This is a genomic window from Streptomyces fractus (assembly GCF_049844455.1).
Lineage (GTDB): Bacteria > Actinomycetota > Actinomycetes > Streptomycetales > Streptomycetaceae > Streptomyces > Streptomyces fractus.
Genome location: NZ_JBMYHI010000002.1, coordinates 6,276,194 through 6,295,000 on the forward strand (window position 1 = coordinate 6,276,194; position 18,807 = coordinate 6,295,000).

The 18,807-nt window shown below is 67.1% G+C and carries 13 protein-coding genes; 11 read left to right on the forward strand and 2 right to left on the reverse strand.

Features of this window, described 5'->3' with window-relative positions; translation table 11 throughout:
* Nucleotides 1-164 precede the first annotated feature (164 nt).
* From ACP4E5_RS30270 to ACP4E5_RS30280, 3 genes are all read left to right on the forward strand, one after another.
* Nucleotides 165-5,738, forward strand: coding sequence for a SpaA isopeptide-forming pilin-related protein (locus tag ACP4E5_RS30270; protein ID WP_425834135.1), 5,574 nt, complete (start codon nucleotides 165-167; stop codon nucleotides 5,736-5,738).
* 389 nt (nucleotides 5,739-6,127) lie between these two features.
* Nucleotides 6,128-7,045 (forward strand): DUF7927 domain-containing protein, encoded by a 918-nt coding sequence (locus tag ACP4E5_RS30275; RefSeq protein ID WP_425834137.1) that lies wholly within the window; start codon nucleotides 6,128-6,130, stop codon nucleotides 7,043-7,045.
* A 70-nt stretch (nucleotides 7,046-7,115) separates the two neighbouring features.
* Nucleotides 7,116-7,721, forward strand: coding sequence for a sortase domain-containing protein (locus tag ACP4E5_RS30280; protein ID WP_425834139.1), 606 nt, complete (start codon nucleotides 7,116-7,118; stop codon nucleotides 7,719-7,721).
* Between the two features lie 125 nt (nucleotides 7,722-7,846).
* On the opposite strand, the gene ACP4E5_RS30285 is transcribed toward ACP4E5_RS30280, so the two are convergent.
* Together ACP4E5_RS30285 and ACP4E5_RS30290 are read right to left on the reverse strand one after the other, a co-directional pair.
* A complete protein-coding gene (locus ACP4E5_RS30285; RefSeq protein WP_425834141.1) occupies nucleotides 7,847-8,350 on the reverse strand; it encodes an NUDIX hydrolase in 504 nt (167 codons plus the stop codon).
* A gap of 1,962 nt (nucleotides 8,351-10,312) precedes the next feature.
* Nucleotides 10,313-11,062, reverse strand: coding sequence for a transposase family protein (locus ACP4E5_RS30290; protein ID WP_425834080.1), 750 nt, complete (start codon nucleotides 11,060-11,062; stop codon nucleotides 10,313-10,315).
* Between the two features lie 476 nt (nucleotides 11,063-11,538).
* Between ACP4E5_RS30290 and ACP4E5_RS30295 the strand changes: the two genes are divergently transcribed.
* From ACP4E5_RS30295 to ACP4E5_RS30330, 8 genes are all read left to right on the forward strand, one after another.
* Entirely contained in the window at nucleotides 11,539-11,961 is a 423-nt protein-coding gene (locus tag ACP4E5_RS30295; RefSeq protein ID WP_425834143.1) for a hypothetical protein, read from the forward strand.
* 50 nt (nucleotides 11,962-12,011) lie between these two features.
* The gene (locus ACP4E5_RS30300; protein ID WP_425834145.1) at nucleotides 12,012-13,451 is read left to right on the forward strand and encodes a phage terminase large subunit family protein; all 1,440 of its coding nucleotides are present in this window, start codon (nucleotides 12,012-12,014) and stop codon (nucleotides 13,449-13,451) included.
* Nucleotides 13,452-13,537: 86 nt separating this feature from the next.
* A complete protein-coding gene (locus ACP4E5_RS30305; RefSeq protein WP_425834147.1) occupies nucleotides 13,538-14,302 on the forward strand; it encodes a hypothetical protein in 765 nt (254 codons plus the stop codon).
* 80 nt (nucleotides 14,303-14,382) lie between these two features.
* Nucleotides 14,383-16,101, forward strand: coding sequence for a hypothetical protein (locus ACP4E5_RS30310; RefSeq protein WP_425834149.1), 1,719 nt, complete (start codon nucleotides 14,383-14,385; stop codon nucleotides 16,099-16,101).
* 67 nt (nucleotides 16,102-16,168) lie between these two features.
* Nucleotides 16,169-16,861, forward strand: a complete 693-nt coding sequence (locus ACP4E5_RS30315) for a hypothetical protein (RefSeq protein WP_425834151.1) — start codon at nucleotides 16,169-16,171, stop codon at nucleotides 16,859-16,861.
* 134 nt (nucleotides 16,862-16,995) lie between these two features.
* Nucleotides 16,996-17,412: a head decoration protein gene (locus ACP4E5_RS30320; protein ID WP_425834153.1), complete on the forward strand. Its 417-nt coding sequence runs from the start codon at nucleotides 16,996-16,998 to the stop codon at nucleotides 17,410-17,412.
* 16 nt (nucleotides 17,413-17,428) lie between these two features.
* A complete protein-coding gene (locus tag ACP4E5_RS30325; protein WP_425834155.1) occupies nucleotides 17,429-18,478 on the forward strand; it encodes a major capsid protein in 1,050 nt (349 codons plus the stop codon).
* A 5-nt stretch (nucleotides 18,479-18,483) separates the two neighbouring features.
* The gene (locus tag ACP4E5_RS30330) at nucleotides 18,484-18,759 is read left to right on the forward strand and encodes a hypothetical protein (protein ID WP_425834157.1); all 276 of its coding nucleotides are present in this window, start codon (nucleotides 18,484-18,486) and stop codon (nucleotides 18,757-18,759) included.
* The last annotated feature ends 48 nt before the right edge of the window (nucleotides 18,760-18,807 follow it).

Below are 18,807 nucleotides of genomic sequence, written 5' to 3' on the forward strand. Positions count from 1 at the left end.
GGGTCGTCCGAGGCCTGGCAAGCAAGCGGTGAAGCGCGCCCCTTTCACCCATCTCGTGGAGCGCCGTTGCGCGCGTCTCTCAGGCATGACGCCTCACCAGCCGTGCGACAAACCCTTGGAAAGGAAAGCTAGTAGTGCAATCAAGAAGAACAAGGCGCAGAGCCATGACCGGTATGGCCATGCTCGCTGCCGCGACCACCGCGTTGAGTGGTGGTGCGGTGCCGTCGCTTGCCCTGTCCGGCGCCAAAGCGGCAGATACCGGCGACGGCAAGCTCACTCTGGGTGTCGTACGCGAAGTCAACGGCAACGGCGTGTGGGACAGCGCCCTGGAGCCGGGGTGGAAGGACGTCGAGGTCAAGCTGACCGACGACGCCGGCCAGACGGTGACCGGCAAGACGGACGCCACAGGCACCGTGGTGCTTTCCCCAGGCGCCCAACTGTCCGGTGGCAAGTACCGGATGGAGGTGGTGAACCCGGATCCCAAGAAGTACTCCCCGGCCTTCGCTGCCCCGAAGGCTGCCGACGGTTCGGGTCAGCTGACCTCGCCCGTCCGGATGGTGGACCTTTCCGGCGGCAAGAACGTCAACCTGAAGACCGGGTTCTGGAACCCGGGCGACTACTGTCAGCAGAACGCCCAACTGGCCACGGCATGTCAGAACACCACCATCACGGGCGACTCGTACAAGGGCGACATGGGTGATCGCACCCTCGTCACCGAGCCGTACAACGCGCGTGGCGTGCTGAACCAGACAAAGGATCTGGCCAAGGAGGGCGACACCGGAGCCCTGTACGGCATCGGTTACAGCAAGCAGAAGCAGTGGATCTTCAGTGGGGCGTTCGCCAAGCGGGCGACGGAGTACGGGCCGGGCGGGCCGGGCGGCATCTACCTCACGGACCGCGCAAGCGGTAAGACCTCGCTGTTCACCCAGGTCCCGAACGCGGGTGACACCAAGCACGACGCCGCGACGAACCAGGACTTCGCCTTCCGTAAGGCGGTGGGCCGCGAGTCCCTCGGTGACGTAGAGGTGAGCGAGGACGGCAGCAAGCTGTACGCCGTCAACCTCAACGACAAGAAGCTCTACGTCTACGACGCGACCAAGAAGACCGCCGACGCCCCTCTCGCGTCGCATGCCATTCCGGACCCGGGCTGCGCCTCGGCCGCCGACTGGCACCCGTTCGGCCTGGGCTACCAGGACGGAAAGCTGTACGTAGGCGGTGTCTGCTCCGCGGAGACCAGCAAGGACCGCACCCAGCTGCGGGCCTACGTGCAGACCTTCGACGAGGAAACGGGCTCGTTCGACGTCGTCATGAACCAGCCGCTGAACTTCCGTCGCGGCGCGGCTCAGAGCGGCATGAAGATTCCGGGCGAGTGGCTGCCCTGGCGCGACGACATCACTTTCGCTGAGGCCACGGCCGTCCACCCCAGCGGCAAGAGCTCTGCGAAGCCCATGCCGATGCTCGCCGACATCACCGTGGAGACCAACGGCGATCTGGTCCTTGGCTTCCGCGACCGCTTCGCTGACCAGGGCGGCATGAACCTGCAGTGGGGTGCCGACCCGAAGCACATCTTCCAGACGTTCGCCACCGGTGACATCAACCGTGCCTGCCCCGGCGACGGCGGGTTCGTCTTGGACGGCAACGGCGGATGCAAGAACAACGGAACCGCAGAGAACAACGGCGGCGAGGCCGCCGGCACTCGCGAGTTCTACCCCGGTGAGCACCGCATCGATGGCGCCCACCAGGAAGTCTCGCTCGGCGGCGTCGCGCTGTCCAAGGTGGAGCCCACCATCGCCAACTCGGAGATGGACGCCAACGACGAGATCGGCACCAGCGGTACCGGCTGGCTGAACAGGACCAGCGGAGTCCGTTCCGCCCAGAACCCGGGCAACCGGCTCAACAGCGACTTCGGCAAGGCCGCCGGCATCGGCGACATCGAGGTCCTGTGCGATCTGGCCCCGCTCCAGGTCGGCAACTACGTCTGGATCGACACCGACAAGGACGGCATCCAGGACCCGAGCGAGGCCCCCGCGGTCGGCGCGACGGTGAACCTGTACGACAAGGCCGGCAAGAAGATCGGTACCACCAAGACGAACGAACTGGGTGAGTACTACTTCGACTCGACGCTGGCGAAGAACGTGCCCGCCGAGGAGTGGAAGCCGGAGACCGACTACCGCATCGCGGTGGACAACCCGGCCGACTACGAGGCGGGTGGCCCGCTCGCCGGCCTGACGGCGACCAAGGCCGAGGCGGGCGACAACAAGGCCATCGACAGCAACGGTGTGGTTCCCGCTGGAGGCAAGTACCCCGAGTACTCCTTCACCACGGGGGCCGCGGGTGAGAACAACTTCACCTACGACTTCGGCTACACCAAGAAGCCGGCCACCGAACCGGGCGGGGACTGCAAGGAGTGCGAGGACGGCTACCGGCTCTACTCGGTGGCCACGGACCGCGAGACGAAGGAGCGGCTGCCCGACGCCGAGTATGAGGTCTGGCAGGACACCAACGACACTCCTGGCCTGCAGCAGGACGGGGACAACCCGGACAAGCAGATCCGCAAGGTGTGCACCACGGAGGATTCCGCTGCGGACGAGACCACCGGTACGCCCGAGGGGGCCCCGGCGGAGGCCGGTCAGTGCGGTTGGTCGCAGCTGCCCGAAGGCCGCTACTACGTGGTCGAGACCCAGGTTCCCGACGGCTATGTCCTGACGGTGCCCAAGGTGTCCAAGCCGGTCGAGCTCAACGACCGCAACCGTGACGGCGAGGTCGTCTTCCCGCACACCAAGCCGTACACGGCGACGTCCACGACGACGGACCGGGACACCAAGGAGCCCATCGAGGACGTTCCGTGCCGCCTGTGGGAGGACTCCAACGGCGTCAAGGGCCTGCAGACCACGGGTGACAACCCGGACAAGCAGGTCGGCGAGACCCAGGCGACGGACTCCGATGGCGTCTGCTCCTGGAGCGAACTGCCGCCGGCCGACTACTACGTCGACTACCCGAAGACCCCCGAGGGCTACGACGAGCCCGAGTCGAAGGTCTCACCGAAGCTCCCGCTGAACGAGGAAAAGCGCGAGTACTCGACGAAGAACGACTACACCAAGACCGTCACGCCGGCGAAGACGTACGAGATGACGTCCGTCTCTGTCGAGGAGGGCACGGACAAGCGCCTGCCCGACACCGACTACCAGGTCTGGGAGGAGTCGAACGACGAGCCCGGCCTGCAGGTGAACGGTGACACGCCGGACAAGCTGATCCGCAAGTCCTGCACCACGAAGGCTGAGGACAGCGCGGGCAACACCGGCACCGCCGACGGCCAGCCCACCGAGGCCGGCTCGTGCACGTGGACGGAGCTTCCGGACGGTACGTACTACGCCCGTGAGACGAAGGTCCCCGAGGGCTACGAGCTGACGGTTCCGGGGGTCTCCGACCCGGTGACCCTGAACGAGGGCAACCCGAAGGGCCGGGTCGTCTTCCCGCACACGAAGAAGGTCACGGAGCCTGCTCCGACCTACGGTCTTACGTCGATCGCCACTATCAAGGACACCGGTGCCCGTCTCGACGGCGCCGAGTACCAGGTGTGGGAGGAGACGAACGACGAGCCGGGTCTGCAGAAGGACGGCGACAACCCGGACAGTGAGATCCGTAAGACCTGCACCACGCAGGATGCGGACGCCAACGGGGCCGACTCGGCGGACGACAGCACCACCGACAGCGGAACGGCTGACGGCCAGCCCACGACCAAGGGCGCCTGCTCCTGGGACGAGCTGCCCGACGGCACGTACTACGTCGAGGAGACAAAGGTTCCCGCGGGCTACGAGCTCACGGTTCCGGACACCTCCAAGCCGGTCACGCTGAACGAGGAGAACCCGCTCGAGCGCGTGGTCTTCCCGCACACGAAGAAGACGCCGGTTCCGCCGAAGACGTACGAGATGACGTCCGTCTCGGTCGAGGAGGGCACGGACAAGCGTCTGCCCGACACCGACTACGAGGTCTGGGAGGAGAGCAATGACACTCCCGGTCTGCAGACGGACGGTGACACGCCGGACAAGCTGATCCGCAAGTCCTGCACCACGAAGGCCGAGGACAGCGAGGGCAACACCGGCACCGCCGAGGGCCAGCCCACCCAGGCAGGCTCCTGCACCTGGACCGAGCTTCCGGACGGTACGTACTACGCCCGTGAGACGAAGGTCCCCGCGGGCTACAAGCTCACGGTTCCCGAGGTCTCCGACCCGGTGACCCTCAACAAGGACAACCCGAAGGACCGGGTCGTCTTCCCGCACAACAAGAAGGTCACCGAGCCGCAGTACCAGCTGTCCTCCCTGGCGTACGAGCAGGGCACGGACAAGCCGCTGCCCGGCGCCGAGTACCAGGTCTGGGAGGAGTCGAACGACACTCCTGGTCTGCAGACGGACGGTGACACGCCGGACAAGGTGATCCGTAAGTCCTGCACCACGCTGGCCGAGGGCAGCGAGGGCAACACCGGCACCGAGGGCGGCCAGCCCACTGAGGCCGGCACGTGCGCTTGGACCGGGTTCCCGGCCGGCACCTACTACGTCCACGAGGACAAGGTCCCGGCGGGCTACGAGCTCGTGAGTGACGAGACGTCGAAGCCCATCACGCTCAACGACAACAACCCCGACGAGCAGGTCAGCTTCCCGCACAACCGGAAGGTGAACGAGCCCGTCCCGACCCCGCGCTACCAGATGTCCTCGGTTGCCATCGAGCAGGGCACCAACAAGCGTCTCCCCGGTGCCAAGTACCAGATCTGGGAGGACACCAATGGTGTCGAGGGCCTGCAGCGCGACGGTGACACGCCGGACAAGCTGATCCGCAAGTCCTGCACCACCTCGGCGAAGGACAGTGACAACGCCTCGGGTTCCGCCGATGGCCGCGTCACCGAGGCCGGCACGTGCGAGTGGACCGAGCTGCCCGACGGCACGTACTACGCGTACGAGGCGGTCATCCCCAGCGGCTACCAGCTCGTCACCAACCGCACCTCCGCGCCGGTCACGCTCAATGCCGGTAACCCGGACGACCAGGTGGTCTTCCCGCACACGCGGCTGAACAAGATCAGTGCCGTCTCCATCGAGAAGGGCACCAAGAAGCGTCTTCCCAGCACCGAGTACACGGTGTGGAAGGACACCAACGGCAAGAAGGGCCTGCAGACCAAGGGCAAGAACCCTGACACGCACGTCATGAAGGAGTGCACCACCAAGGTCACCAAGCAGCACTCGGCGACCGACGGTACGTGCACCTGGAACAAGCTTCCGGACGGGACCTACTACGTCGAGGAGACTGTGACGCCCAAGAGCTACCGGCTCGTGGCCAAGCGCGTCTCCGCCCCGATGGTCCTCAGCGCGAAGCACCCGGAGGACAAGGCCGTCTTCCCCCACAACAAGCTGTACACCGGAACGGTCACCGTGACCGAGGTCGGCACCGGGAAGAGGGTCCCCAGCACGGTCACCGAGCTGTGGAAGAACACCAACGGCAAGCCGGGCCTTCAGACCAAGGGCAAGAACCGCGACACCCGCGTGGATGTCGGCTGCGCCAGCAACGCCAAGGGCACCTGCCACTGGACGAAGCTGGAGAACGGTCGCTACTACCTGGTGACGACCGATGTGCCCGATGGCTACAGGACACCGCGCAAGCGTGTCACGCCGTACACCCTCAGGAACCACAACCTGAAGATGGCGGTCAAGCTCACGCACGAGCACATCTCGAAGGGGGGAAAGAAGTAACAGCGCGGCGGGGCTGAAAACGGCGGCCCGTCCACTGCGAATAATTCGCGGTGGGCGGGCCGCCTCCGTTTCCGATGAAATCGAGTTCGAGGATTCCGAAGGTGCAGCATTAGAGGAGATTCGTCGACTTTTGGGCGTCAGGTTCTCGGTTGTGTTCAATCGAGTGAGCCTGGGTCAACCAGTGTGTGTGAGTCGGCAGTTGGGTGGAGCTGATGGTCACGTTCTATGTACCTGAGTCGGATTCTCGGGTGGATTCAGGAAACCTGTAGCGGTCGAATTCATGCAATTGGATCGAGGAGTACTTTCTCTGGCTGATATGAAATGGGAAAGCCACTCCAATGCGCTACGTTCGACATGAAAATATGATCATCACGTGCTTATCTGGAGGCATGAACCAGAAAGCATTCTCCGCGCTTCGCGGGTTCTCTCTCCTCGCCGCAAGCGGCGCCCTCTGCCTGACCGCCGCGACCGCCGCCGCGGGGGACGACGACGGGGCCCTGCGCATGACGAAGTCCGTGGCCACAACCGCGGCCGACTCGGCCGGCGGTGAGATCACCTACCGGATCGACGTCACCAACACGTCGACGGTCACGGCGAAGGACGTGCACGTGGCGGACAGCCTCAGAGACGTCCTCGACGACGCCGAACTCATCCAGCAGCCCAAGGCGACCAGCGGCGTCGTCGGCAAGTCCGACATGGGGATCACGTGGGACGGAGACGTCCAGGCGGGCAAGACGGCACGCATCACCTACGTACTGGCTCCGAAGCCCAACAAGGGGGTCTACAAGAACGACGCGACGGCGACCTGGGGTGACACGACGTCCGGCGTCTGCTCGAGCACGTACGACCCGTCCGCAGGCAACGACGCCACCGGCAACGCCAACACATCCTGCAGCGTCGACGTGCCCCCTCCCGCCCAGGTGGCCCTGCCCCCGCGTGAGGCCAATGCCAACGACCCGGCTACTCAGCCGTCGAACGACACGCCCGCCGACTCCTCATCGACCAACCCGTCCACCGACAGCGCGACCAAGCCGTCCCAGCCTCAGGCCAACTGTCAGCAATCCGGTTCTGGTTCGGCTCAGCAAGCCGGGCACCAGGAGCCGTGTGTGGGGGCACCGCACGCGGGTGCCGGTGGAGCGGCCGCGGAGCTGACTCGTGTCGAGCCGCTCGCTGCTGACGCGTCGACCGGCTCCGAGGGTGTGGCAACCCGTCGCGCGGGCGCAGCCCTTGCAGTGTCTGGCAGTCTGATCATCGCGTCGGTGTTCGGGCTGAAGTTCGCGCGCCGTCGACGCGCGGGCGATGCGTAACGGATCGGCCCCCAAGGGCGCCGACGTACCTCGCTGGGGCCCCGCCGCTCGTCGGCGGGGCCCCAGCAGGGTGGTGCGCCTGACCCGCACCCTGGTGGTCGCGGCAGCACTCTGTGCTGCCGCGATCACCTGGGGGTCCGGAGGGGATGACGATCGCACGGACACAAAACCGGCGGCTCCGTTCAGCCTGGCGGCTGCTCCGTTGCCCGCGTCCACACCCAAGGAACTGAACATCGGCTCAATCGGCTTGAACGCGAAGTTCATGACGGTGGGGCTCGGTGCGGGATCCGCCATCGAGACGCCGCCCAAGAAGCTGCTGGACACGGTCGGATGGTACAAAGGCAGCGTCTCGCCGGGTGAACCAGGTTCGGCCGTGGTGGTGGGCCACGTCGACTCGGATCGCGAGCGCTCGGTGTTCTTCCGCCTGAGCGAGCTCAAGCCGGGCTGGAGGCTCTCTGTGGGCCGGTCCGACGGCCGGACGGCACAGTTCACCGTTGACGAGAGAAAGTATGTCAAGGCGGCAGAATTCCCCGCCGCGGACGTCCTCCGCAAGGGCGGAGACCCCGGCCTGTGGCTCATGACGTGTGCCCCGCCGTACAACAAGAAGACGCATCGGTACGACAGCGTGCTCATGGTCCACTCGACCATGACCCGCACCTTCCCGGCGAAGGCGTGACGTGCAGGGAACAGTAGTGCGCGGCTCGGCGGTGTATCGCGGGGTAGGGCAGGGATGCGATGCCGCAGGGTGGCCTGCCCGCGCCCCCGGAACATGCCTTGCGGCTGAGTCGCCTGGATGAGTCGTCAATGGAACCGGGCATTTGCGCAGTATTCCTGATAATACGCCTGCAGGATGGGAGAGATGTCCCTCACGGCGAGGACCAGGTCTTCACCCCTTGCCCACCGGTGCCCTAGGTGGGCCGTGCGGCAGATGCTGTCGGGTTGGGCGGGCTCGACCGCGAACGTGAAAACCCTGACGGTGAACCCGCCCTCGTGGCAATGATCACTCTGCCCGAGAAAGCCGTTGATCCTCGCCAGGCCGTAGCTGTAGTGCTCGGCGAGGATACGGCCAAGGCCCTGGAGCAGAGGCTCATTGGGGCGGATGCGCCCGGTGGGCAGTTCCCAGCTGATGCCGGCCGTGTCGAAATCGCTGGTGGGTGGGGCCTCTACGAGTAGGAAGCGTCCCTCGTGTTCGATCAGTGCGGCCACGGCGAGGTCGCCGATGCCTTCGTTGCGGGCTTGGACGATCAGGTCGTCCAGGCGGCGCCAGCACGAGGCGTCGGTGAGTGCGAAGGGAGCGTTCAGCATCAGAGCATCTCGCGTTCGTAGAGGGTGAGTTCACTGCCGGGACGTCAGGCGAGGGGCGAAGGAATGCTGCTCGCTGGAATCCTTGTCTCATACTTTCGCGACGGAGGGGGGAACTGATGTCTATGGACAACTGCGTGTCTTGCTCGGTGGCCTGGGCAAGATGATCCAGGGGACATTTATCAGTTCCGCGGAGTTGGGTGGAGAAGGTTCTTCGGCAAGGGTGGTGTAGCTGGATTCTCTACCGATCGGGCCAGTGGCGCCGACGGACAAGCAATCTCCACTCCTCGTCATGCTGGCCAGGAACAAGGCGCCCTTCAATGGCCCACTGTTCTGCGAGCCGGGTGAAAATGGGCTCGCGGTCGCACGGGGGGGCCGTTTCCCCGTTGCTGCGTTGCGGACCGATGGCGGTTGTGGACTGCCTGACTGTGATCACGCCTGACTCAACTTCGCACCTCCCCGTTGGGTTCCTGTGCGATAGCCAATTGTGACCGTGGTGCTGACCTCCCCGTACTGGATCACTCCCGGTGGCTGAGGTACGAAGGCCACATGCCGACCCGGCGGCCTGGCGTGATGAGGGAGTGTCCATCCCTGAAGGAGCGGGACGGGGCAAGTGTCGGGCTTGTTCGTGTTGTTGAAGGCTGCAGCGCTTTTCGGGCAGCGGTGATCAGCGCCGTTTCGGAGTCGGCGTGGGGGTGGTGGAGACGTGGTGGCTGTGGGGGCGCTCCGGGGTGAGTATGACGTGGACAGGCTCGGGCCGGCTGTCGTTCATCCCTTCGCGGTTCCCGCGGGGTGCGGGGTTGCATGGGGCGGTTCGCGTCCGGGCGGCGGGATCGATCAATTAGTCGGCGACGCCACCGGGGTGGGCGCCATGACACGCGTGATCGGGAGAGGATTACCTCCGCCGACTCCGGCCGCGACGACATGCGTGCCGCCGGCTCGGCGAGCAGCCGCGCCCCCAGCTACCGGCTCAGCTCGGGAACCGTCTTCCAGTACGGGATCTGGGGAGTTCAACGACGACGTCCGGCGGGGTGCGGGTGAGGCCCTCCGGGGAGTAAGTGCCCAGGGCGATACGGGTGGTGGGGCCCGCTGGCCGCTGGCCGCTCGACGAACTTGAGTCTCCCTGGGCAGGCGGACAGGTCATCGACACGACGACCACCCCCTTCGTCCTCTATCGGTGTTTCGCTCCCGCAATCGCCGCACCACAGCGGCGGCCTGGAGTAAACCGTCCACCCTATGACCGGGGCATTCCTCGCCTCGGGGGCGTCTATGTGTGCATTACGGCTTGCTCCTTGAGCACCGCATCAACAAGCTGAAGCAGTGGCGCGGCCTGGCCGCCGCTACGACAAGACCGCCACCATCTACCTCGCCGGACTCGGCCTCGCGGCCATCTTCATCTGGCCGGACAGATGATCCGAAAGAACCGGGCTAACCCGATCGACCCGGGGGGAGCACCTGAGTTGAGCGCCACCAACCAGCCGCGGCGGGTAGCAGCAGGCGTGAGGTGGCCCGACGGGGCTCGTCACGGGTCCGTACCCCCACCCCGCCAGGCTCGACCAGTCTCACGCACCCCCAGTGCAGCCATAGCCAGACACCCCGCAATCGCCCACCTGCGACGACCGGACGGAGCACGGCGCCGCCCGCGCCCCCGTGCTCCGTGTCGTCCGATGTCCTACTGTCGGGTTACGTCGCGCATCGGGCCCGGATCGGCCGGGAGCGAGGGCCACCATTCCTGTTGGAATCTTGGCGCAACACGCCGAGACGCTGAGCTCGTGGGCTTGGGCGAAGATGATCCGCCGGATTGCGCAGGCCGCTGATTTCGGATGCAGATCGGGCTGAGCTCCACTCCGCTACGGAGGCGACTGAGGGCGCGCCGAACTCGAACCTAGAAGCGGCGCCCGGTGCCCTCGACACGATTGTCCGCGTGCTACAGGTTCAACCAGATCAGCGGTCCAGTGAGCGTTTTCAGCGTTGCCTCTCCAGGGTGAGGACGGCTTTGGTGATGACGCTTATGCGGTTGGGGCTGATGCGGGATCTGCGGAATATCTGCCAGGACTTCAGTCGTGCCATGCCTCGTTCGACGGGTGCCCGGGCTGCGGCCAGGGCGCGGTTCGCAGATTGCTCGGTGGGTATGAGTTCGCCGCCTGGCGGGCGGCGCTTGGCGGTGGTGACCCAGTCGCCGCCGCCGATGTAGGCCATGTCAGCGAGGATGGGGACGCCTTGGCGTTCGCAGATCCGGAGGATCTTGTGGATCCGAGCGGCTGTCAGATCGTGGGTCCGGCCCGGCAGCGCCGGCGACAGCCAGAGGATCTTCCCGGTGGGATCCGTGACGACCTGCACGTTCACCCCGTGCCGCTTGTGTTTCGCCGAGTAGTCGGCCCGGCCGTCGCCGACGCGGTCGCACTCTGCGAGCGTGCCGTCCAGAAGGACGAAGTCCGGGTCGTGCGTGCGCAGCGTCTTCAGCAGGCCCGGTGCCTGCTCGGCGAGCAGGCCGGCGACCGCGCTGACGTAGGCGTGGGCGGTGCCGACGGATATCCCGAAGGCCGCGGCGATCTGGGCGAGGGTGTCATGGCGGCGCAGGTACACAAGTGCGACCAGCGCGCGGCGGTGCGGCGGGAGTTTGCACCGCCGGTCACCCTCGCGGGTGACGATGAGCATCGTGAGCCACTCGACCAGGGCGTGAGGCAGGTCGAGTACGGCAGGATACGGAACCAACAGGGCTCCTGTGCTGCTGAGTTGAGACGTCGAACACCTCCCTCAACGGCACGGGAGCCCTGCCCGTTGCGCGCCCCGACGTCACACCGCCCCCATCACCCGATCGGTGACCGCACTGAAAACGCTCAGTGATCGCCGCAGTGGCGGGCGTGCGAGCCGTTCTGGAGATTTGACCCGAGCGTGAGTAGCGGGGGTAGCAAGCGCGCTCGGCTTCCTCAGGGGGCTTTTTAGCCGATGTCTTGGTGGCCGGTGACCAGTCGCTCCAGAGGGCTGTGCCCGCGTCATGTGTTGCATCGAGCCCGGTGGAGCTGTCCGGCATGATGGGCGTGCGGCGGGGGCTTGGGGAGAGAGAAGGCGTTTCGTTGCGCGGCCGAGTCCTCGCGGATCCTTGGGAGCAGCAGGTCGGGGAGTCGTCCCAGGCGTTTGCGGCGTTCGCCGTGTACCGGGACCTTGGTCCTGTGCGGAGTGTTACGAAGGTGGCACGGGAGTTGGATAAATCCCGTGCGCTGGTGGGCCGGTGGTCGCGGCAATTCGCGTGGGTGATGCGGGCGACGGCGTACGACCGGGAGCAGGACCGGCTGTTTCTGGCGGAACAGGCTCAGGCCCGGCGTGAAATCGCCCGCAGGCATGCGAAGTTGGCGCAGGCGGTGCAGGGCAAGGCTGTTGCCCGGTTGCAGATGCTTGATCCGCGGGAGCTGTCGCCGTCGGATCTGCTCCGGTACGTCCAGGTCGCAGCGGAGATCGAGCGGCGGGCAGTGGGTGGAGTGCCGGTGGCCGGTCCGGCTGAGGATCGAGACCAGGCCGCGGATGCTGCGGCGCTTTCAGACGAGGAGCGCCGGGCTCGAATGGACCAGCTGCGGGGAGAGTTGGAGCGGAGGCTGGCGGGGGGCGAGCAGTGATTCGGGGGTGGGCCAAGCGTGGCTTGGTCGAGGGGTTCGCGGACCCGTCGATGCTCAGCGAGGAGCAGCTTCGGGTCGAAGTTGCGGCGCTGGTGCGGGCTGATGAGCGGTCGGCGCGGCGGTGGGCGTGTGGGGTGCAGGAGTGTGACGGGCTGCCGCATGTGGGCTGGTTGCATCATCATGCGCGGGCGTCGCAGCGGGCGCCGTTGTGGGCGTGGACGGTGTGGATGCTGCTCACGGGGCGTGGGTGGGGGAAGTCGCGTACGGCGGCGGAGGAGACGCGGGAGTGGGCGCAGACGCCGGGGGCGCAGATCGCGGTGATCGCGAAGAACGCGACGCTGGTGCGGGACATCTGCTTTGAGTCGCCGAAGTCGGGACTGTTGGCGGTGATTCCGCCCGAGGAGATAGCCGAGTACAAGGCGTCATTGGGGAACACGACGCTGCGGTTGAAGAACGGCACGCTGTTCCGTGGGTTCGGGGCGGAGACGCCGGACAACCTGCGCGGGTGGGCGTTCGACAAGGCGTGGCTGGACGAGTTCGCGGCCTGGTCACGGCACACCGCCCAAGAGGTCTACGACATGGTGTGGTTCTGCCTGCGGGAGGCGGAGATGCCGCAGGTGGTGATCTCGACGACGCCGAAGCCGCTGCCACACGTGAAGAAGCTCGTCGAGCGCGGCAAGGCGCAGGAGAAGCAGCATCGGGAGGGTGGGGATCCGCCGCGGGTGGTGTTGACGCGCGGCCACATGAGGGAGAACGACGCGAATCTGTCGGCGGCCGCCCGCGCCGAGCTGGAGGAGGAGTACGCCGGTACCCGGCTTGGGCGGCAGGAGCTGTCGGGTGAGCTTCTCGAAGACGTGGAGGGCGCATTGTGGAAGCGGTGGATGCTGGAGGTGGAGGGGTTCCGCCCGCGCCGGGAGCATCTGCCGGAGTTGCAGCGGATCGTGGTCGCGGTGGATCCGGCGACAAAGTCGCATGAGGATGCGGACATGACGGCGTTCACGGTGGCGGGCCGGGGCTGGCCGGTGGAGACGATGTTCGGCGACGACCGGCCGCGCGGATTTCTGCTGCATGCCGAGCAGGAGCGATTCACGCCGACGGCGGCGATGAAGCGGGCCGCGCAGCTTTACCACGAGCATCGGGCGGACTGCGTGGTGATCGAGGCGAACAACGGTGGTGACTATTTGCCCGCGCTGTTGGAGCAGGTGGATCCGACGGTGAACTGGCGGATCGTTCACGCGACGCGGGGCAAGCGGGCGCGGGCGGCGCCGGTGGCGCAGCTGTATGAGCAGGCGCGGGTGTCGCATGTCGGGTCGGCGCGCGTGTTCTCGGAGCTGGAGGACCAGATGACGACGTTCGTCGGGCAGGGGGAGACGGAGAGCTCCCCGGATCTGTTGGACTCGACGGTGTGGGCGTTGTGGGATCTGTTCCTGGATCAGGCGATGCCGCCCCCACGTGGAGGCGATGACCGGCGTCTCGGCGGTCGACGGTGATCGCGCAACTCGTTGACACGCAGAGGGCGTTGTCAGTGGCTCCTTCTACGGTTCGAAGCAGTGGCTTCGATTCGAGGAGGATAGACATGACGGAAGACCTGCGCCGGAACTACAGCAACGCCACCGTCGCTGCTCTCATGACCCTGGCCCGCGGAGGGTGTTACGCCCCCAAGTGCGGAGCGCCGACAGTGCGGATGATCGACGGGAAGCCGGTGCTCAACCTGGATATCGCGCACATCCGTGCACTGAAGGAGAACGGGAAGCGGTACGACGCGTCGTGGAGCGTTGACGAACGCAACAGCTTCGCCAATCTGATCCTGGTGTGCAACGTGCATCACAAGCGGATCGACGGGGTGGGCGGAGAGAAGTACACCGTAGAGATCCTGGAGAGCTGGAAGCGCAGCCGTGAAGCTGAAGGCCAGGATGCGTTGGCGGGATTGAGCGGGCTGACCGAGACCCGGCTGGCAGAGCTGATCCATGAGGCGCAGGAAACGTACGTCCAGCGGATCACTCCGGTTCTGGGCGAACTTGCCAAGCACATGCCTGATCTCGCTGCGCTGGTGAAGATCCTCCAGTCGGACGTGGTGGAGCTTGGTGGGCGTCGCCCTGGTGTCTCGGAGGAGACGGCGTCGATGCTCTATCGGGCAAGCGAGCAGCTGGGGCACCTCCAGGACACTGCTCCGTTGCTGCATGAGGCGAGTAGGGGGCTGGGCCACCTTCACGACAACGCGCCGATGCTGGCATCGGCAGCAGGTGATCTCGTCCGTGTGGCTGAGTTGCCGGGGCAGTTGGCGTCGGCGGCTCACAAGATTCAGGGAGCTGCTGCGGCGCTGTCCGACGCTCGGTACTGATGGGGTACAGGGCGCGCCGTTGTCGCGGCGTGTCCGGTCACTACCCTGGTGGGCGGCGCGGGGCCGACTGCCTGGAGGGCATGGTGGGCCTGCGCCAATTCGTGATCGACGCCTGGTCGTGGTTGAACTACAAGCCGGTGATGGCCGAGGCGGGCCGTCCGGGGAGCCGGGCGTTTCCGGAGCTGGGGGCGTCGTGGCTGCCGTCGCACGAGGTGCGGCGGCTGGCCGCCTACAAGGTGCTCGCGGCGTACGACAACAACCAGGGCGGACAGCTGGCGGCCGTCTCGGGGGACGAGTCGGCGTTGGAGCGGCGAGAGCTCGGTGACGCGGCGAACCTCGTGGATACTGCGCTCGGTTATCTCTTGGGTTCGGATCAGCAGATCGTGGTGGCCGGGGCCGAGCACGCCGACGCAGAGGTCCCGCCGCCCGGCGCCGTGGAGGCGGCGGCGGTGCAGGCCCGACTTCGTGCGTGGGCGGAGAAGGAGCTGCTGACGCTGCGGGTCCAGCAGGCGGAGCGCAATGCGGTGCTGCTGGGCGACAGCGTGTACGTGGTGGCGTGGAGTCCGGGCAAGCAGCGGCCCGTGCTGCGGGTGGAGGATCCGGGGTTCGTGTTTCCGCAGTGGGACGACGGCCAGGACGACGACTTCCCGCACCGGGTGCATCTGGCGTGGGAGCTGCCGGAGGAGCCGGAGGCCGGGCTGAAGGCGCGGGTGCGGAGGGTGACGTACGAGCTGGGGCTGGTAGACGAAGGTGATCCGGAGGCAGGGCGGCTGTATCCGTGGCAGCCGGGCCGCCCGTCGAACGCGACGTGCTTCCTGACGGATGCGGAGTGGCTGCTGGAGGATTTGAAGCGTGGGGAGACGCTGGATCGGTTGCCGTTGCACAAGGCCCGCTACCGGGTCCGGTCGGATGGGGTGGAGCTGAACCGGCTGGACTTGATGATCGATTTCGTGCCGGTGGTCCACGTCCCGAACACGATCCCTGGGGCGGGTGAGCACTGGGGTCGCTCGTCGATCGCGCGCGTGCTGCAGGGGCTGGACGAGTTGGCGGCGACGGATTCGGACAGTTCGGCGGCGTCGGCTACTACGGGGACGCCGATCATCGGGCTGGCGGGGGCGCGGCTGCCGGTGGATCGGGCGACGGGGAAGCCGGAGAAGCTGCGGGTGGAGGCCGGCGCGGTGTGGCAGCTCGGGGAATCGGGGCGGATGGATGCCTTGGACACGTCACCCCAACTGGCTGAACTGCGGGCGAGGGTGGAGCATCTGCTGGACCGGATTGCTGCCAACTCTCGAATCACGGCGGCCGGGTTGGGCACGCTGGATGCCTCGGAGGTGCCGTCGGGGTACGCGTTCCAGCTGGCGCTCGCGCCGTTGGATGCGCTGGTGGGGTCGATGCGGTTGGCGCGGGAGCACAAGTACCGGCTGTTGTTGAAGTTCGTGCAGCGGCTGTACATGGCGGGGCGGGCCGAGGGGTGGACGGTGGCGGGGGAGTCGTTCGAGGCGCGGTTGGCGTGGGCGCCGCGCACTCCGACCGACCGGGCGGCGGTGCTGGAAGAGGTGGTGTCCGCGTACGGGGCCGGGGTGATCTCGCTGGAGACCGCGGTGCAGATGCTGATGGACGCCGGCTACCCGATCGACGACGCGTCGCAGGAGATCGCCCGCATCCGCACTGCTGTTCATGAAGCTGCAACACGGGCTCGTGGAGCTGTGGTTGACGACGACGGCACCACTCGGGACGACGGCACGGCAGAGGATGAAACAGCCGACACCGATGACGAGCCGGAGCAGGCCGCCGCGTAGCCGGGAACAAGTCCGGGCTGGTGGCTAGACTGATCGGCAGCGCGGGGGCGCGCACTGGAGGAGTTGCATGGTCCGGCCCCTGCCGTCCCGCCGCCCCGTCGGGTTCCGCCGCGACGGACGCCCGATCTACCCGATCCGTGGCGCCTCTGCTGAGGATCCGTCGAACGAGCATCTCGACGACCTCGACTCCGACGACGGTGGACCCACACCTCAAGTGACCTTGAGTCAGGACCGGTTGGGCAAGCTGCTCACCCGCGAGAAGTCCCAGGGAGAGCGTGCGGCAGTCAAGCGGCTGCTGTCTGCCCTGGGGTTCGAGACACCAAAGGCACTCACCGAGTTCGTGACCGCACAGCGCGACGCCGAACAGGCCTCCCTCTCCGAGCTGGAGCGCCGCGAACAAGCCGCGAAGGAACGGGAGCTGAAGGCCGTCCAGCGTGAGCAGGAGGCCGCGGCCCGCGAGCGGGCGGCGGTGCGCCGGTCTGCGTTGGTGGCTCTCGGAGCGAGCGGGGAGGACTTGACGGACGCCGAGCGGCTCCTCGCGATCGATGATGAGGACACCGACGAGGCGCAGGTGCAGGCGGCGGCCGAGGCGCTGCGGGCCCGCCGGCCTGAGCTGTTCGGGCAGGTGCGCGCACCGGTGCGGTCGGCGCCGGGCGGGGCGCCGGCGGGGCGCTCGCCGTCGCGGACGAGTGCGCCGGCCAAGCCGGGCGCAGCCGGGCTGGAGATGGCCCGGCGCCGCGGCCTGGCCCCGGCGGATTAGAAGAACAGGACTCTCCCGCACCTCGATGGTGCGCGGACTTGGGGACCACGCCCCGCAACTTCGTGGACGGTGCCACCCGAGGAGAGGTGGTGCGCGGAGGTGATGACCGCAAACGTCCATGAAGGAAACACAAGTTGAGTATTCAGCCGACGTCGACGTCGTACGAGACCACGGCCAGCCGGGAGTGGCTGGCCGCGCTGCACGGCATCGATTCGACCGACACGATCACCCTCGACCTGAGCCTGTTCACCGAAGGAGTGCACTACCAGTGCGCCGAGGGCTGCGCCCCGTACGGGCGGGTGCTGTCCGGAGTGGCGGTAGGCAAGGTCACCGAGTCCAAACTGTACGGACCCTACGACCCGGAGGCGACTTGCGGGCGTCAGGTGCTGCGCGGCTTCGTCTTCGCCGAGGTGCCCTTCGCCCCCGGCCAGACGCGTGTCCCGGCGGCACTGCTGTGGCACGGCGCGGTGCGTGCGTCGAAGGTGCCCGGCGGCCTTGACCTGTCCCAGCTGATCTGGCACCCGCGCGGCGCCCAGGTCCGCTTCGTCTGAGGGGCGGGTCCAACACATGACGATTCAGGACCTGTTGACTGACGTACAGGCTGCCGACCTGACGACGTTCGCCCGCGCGATCCCGTCCCCGGCCGACTTCCTGCTCACTCAGACGATCTTCCCGACGGTCACGCTGCCCGAGGTGAAGTGGAGGGTGCGGGACTCGGGCCGGTACGTGAACGTCGCCAAGTACCGGGCCTTCGACGCGAGCGTGCCGTTCGCGACCCGCGAGGCGTGGCAGACCTCCCGCGAGGGCGCACTGCCCGCGCTCGGACAGAAGCTCATCGTCGGTGAGCAGGAACAGATCCTGCTCGAAGCCTCCCGCGGCGCCGACCAGGACCGGCTGATCGAGCTGCTCTACGACGACGTCGAACGGCACGTCGAGGCGATCCGCTCCCGCATGGAACTCGCGGCCGGCGACGTACTCGAAGACGGCCGGTTCACCCTCGTCCAGGAGAACGGACTCACCCTTGAAGTCGACTGGAACGTCCCCGCAGAGAACATGCCGGTCGCCGCCCGCCCGTGGTCGGATCCCGCATCGGATCCGATCGCGGACGAGCTGCAGTGGATCCAGTACCTCGACGACCTCGGCGTCCCGGAGCCGGAGCTGGTGCTCACCTCGCGCAAGGCGTTCAGCTTCCTCGCCGCGAACAACGCCTACCGGGCCGCCTACTACGGGTCGGTGAACCCGTCGACCACGCCGACGGCGACGCTCACCCCGCAGCAGATCAACGTCGTACGCGACAACTACACCCTGCCGCCCGTCACCTTCTACAAGGCGCAGGTCCGCGTGGACGGCAAGCCGCGCAAGGTGCTCCCCGAGGACCGGTGGATTCTGGTGCCGCCGGAGCGCGAGAAGTGGGCGCAGACCATGTACGGGGTGACGGCCGAGGCCCTCGTCCACTCCCGTGGCACGAACCCGGAGATCGTGCGCGAGGACGCACCCGGCCTGATTATCACGCGCGGGGTGCAGGACGACCCCGTGCAGATCTGGACCAAGGGTGCCGCGGTCGGCATGCCAGTTATGCACACCCCGGACGCGCACATCGTTGCCAAGGTCCTGTGATCGCCGTGCCGAAGCTGATCGCCGCGGTGTACGTGAAGCACCCCGACACCCACGAAGACCTGATCCTTCAGCCCGGCCAGAGCCCGCCGCCGGAACTCGCGGCGCTCGTGACCAACCCGGACGCCTGGGACGAGCCGCTTCCCCCACGGGCTGCCGACGTGGCGGATGAGGCTCCGGACCTGCGCGCGGGCCCGCAGGGCACGGCCCACGAGCAGACGCCCCAGGGCGTAGGCGGGGCGAAGAAGGCGGCCACGCGTAGACCGCGTGCCTCCCTCACGTAACGAAGCTCGCGAGTGCGGCCAGAGCCTTCCGCGCAGTCGCGCTCCGGG

Bases quoted from the DNA above. Each gene is read 5' to 3' on its own strand.
- ACP4E5_RS30270 (WP_425834135.1), top strand. From the start codon at position 165: ATGACCGGTATGGCCATGCTCGCTGCCGCGACCACCGCGTTGAGTGGT.
- ACP4E5_RS30310 (WP_425834149.1), top strand. From the start codon at position 14,383: ATGGTGGGCCTGCGCCAATTCGTGATCGACGCCTGGTCGTGGTTGAAC.
- ACP4E5_RS30325 (WP_425834155.1), top strand. From the start codon at position 17,429: ATGACGATTCAGGACCTGTTGACTGACGTACAGGCTGCCGACCTGACG.
- ACP4E5_RS30315 (WP_425834151.1), top strand. From the start codon at position 16,169: ATGGTCCGGCCCCTGCCGTCCCGCCGCCCCGTCGGGTTCCGCCGCGAC.
- ACP4E5_RS30275 (WP_425834137.1), top strand. From the start codon at position 6,128: ATGAACCAGAAAGCATTCTCCGCGCTTCGCGGGTTCTCTCTCCTCGCC.
- ACP4E5_RS30305 (WP_425834147.1), top strand. From the start codon at position 13,538: ATGACGGAAGACCTGCGCCGGAACTACAGCAACGCCACCGTCGCTGCT.
- ACP4E5_RS30285 (WP_425834141.1), bottom strand. From the start codon at position 8,350: ATGCTGAACGCTCCCTTCGCACTCACCGACGCCTCGTGCTGGCGCCGC.
- ACP4E5_RS30300 (WP_425834145.1), top strand. From the start codon at position 12,012: ATGCTCAGCGAGGAGCAGCTTCGGGTCGAAGTTGCGGCGCTGGTGCGG.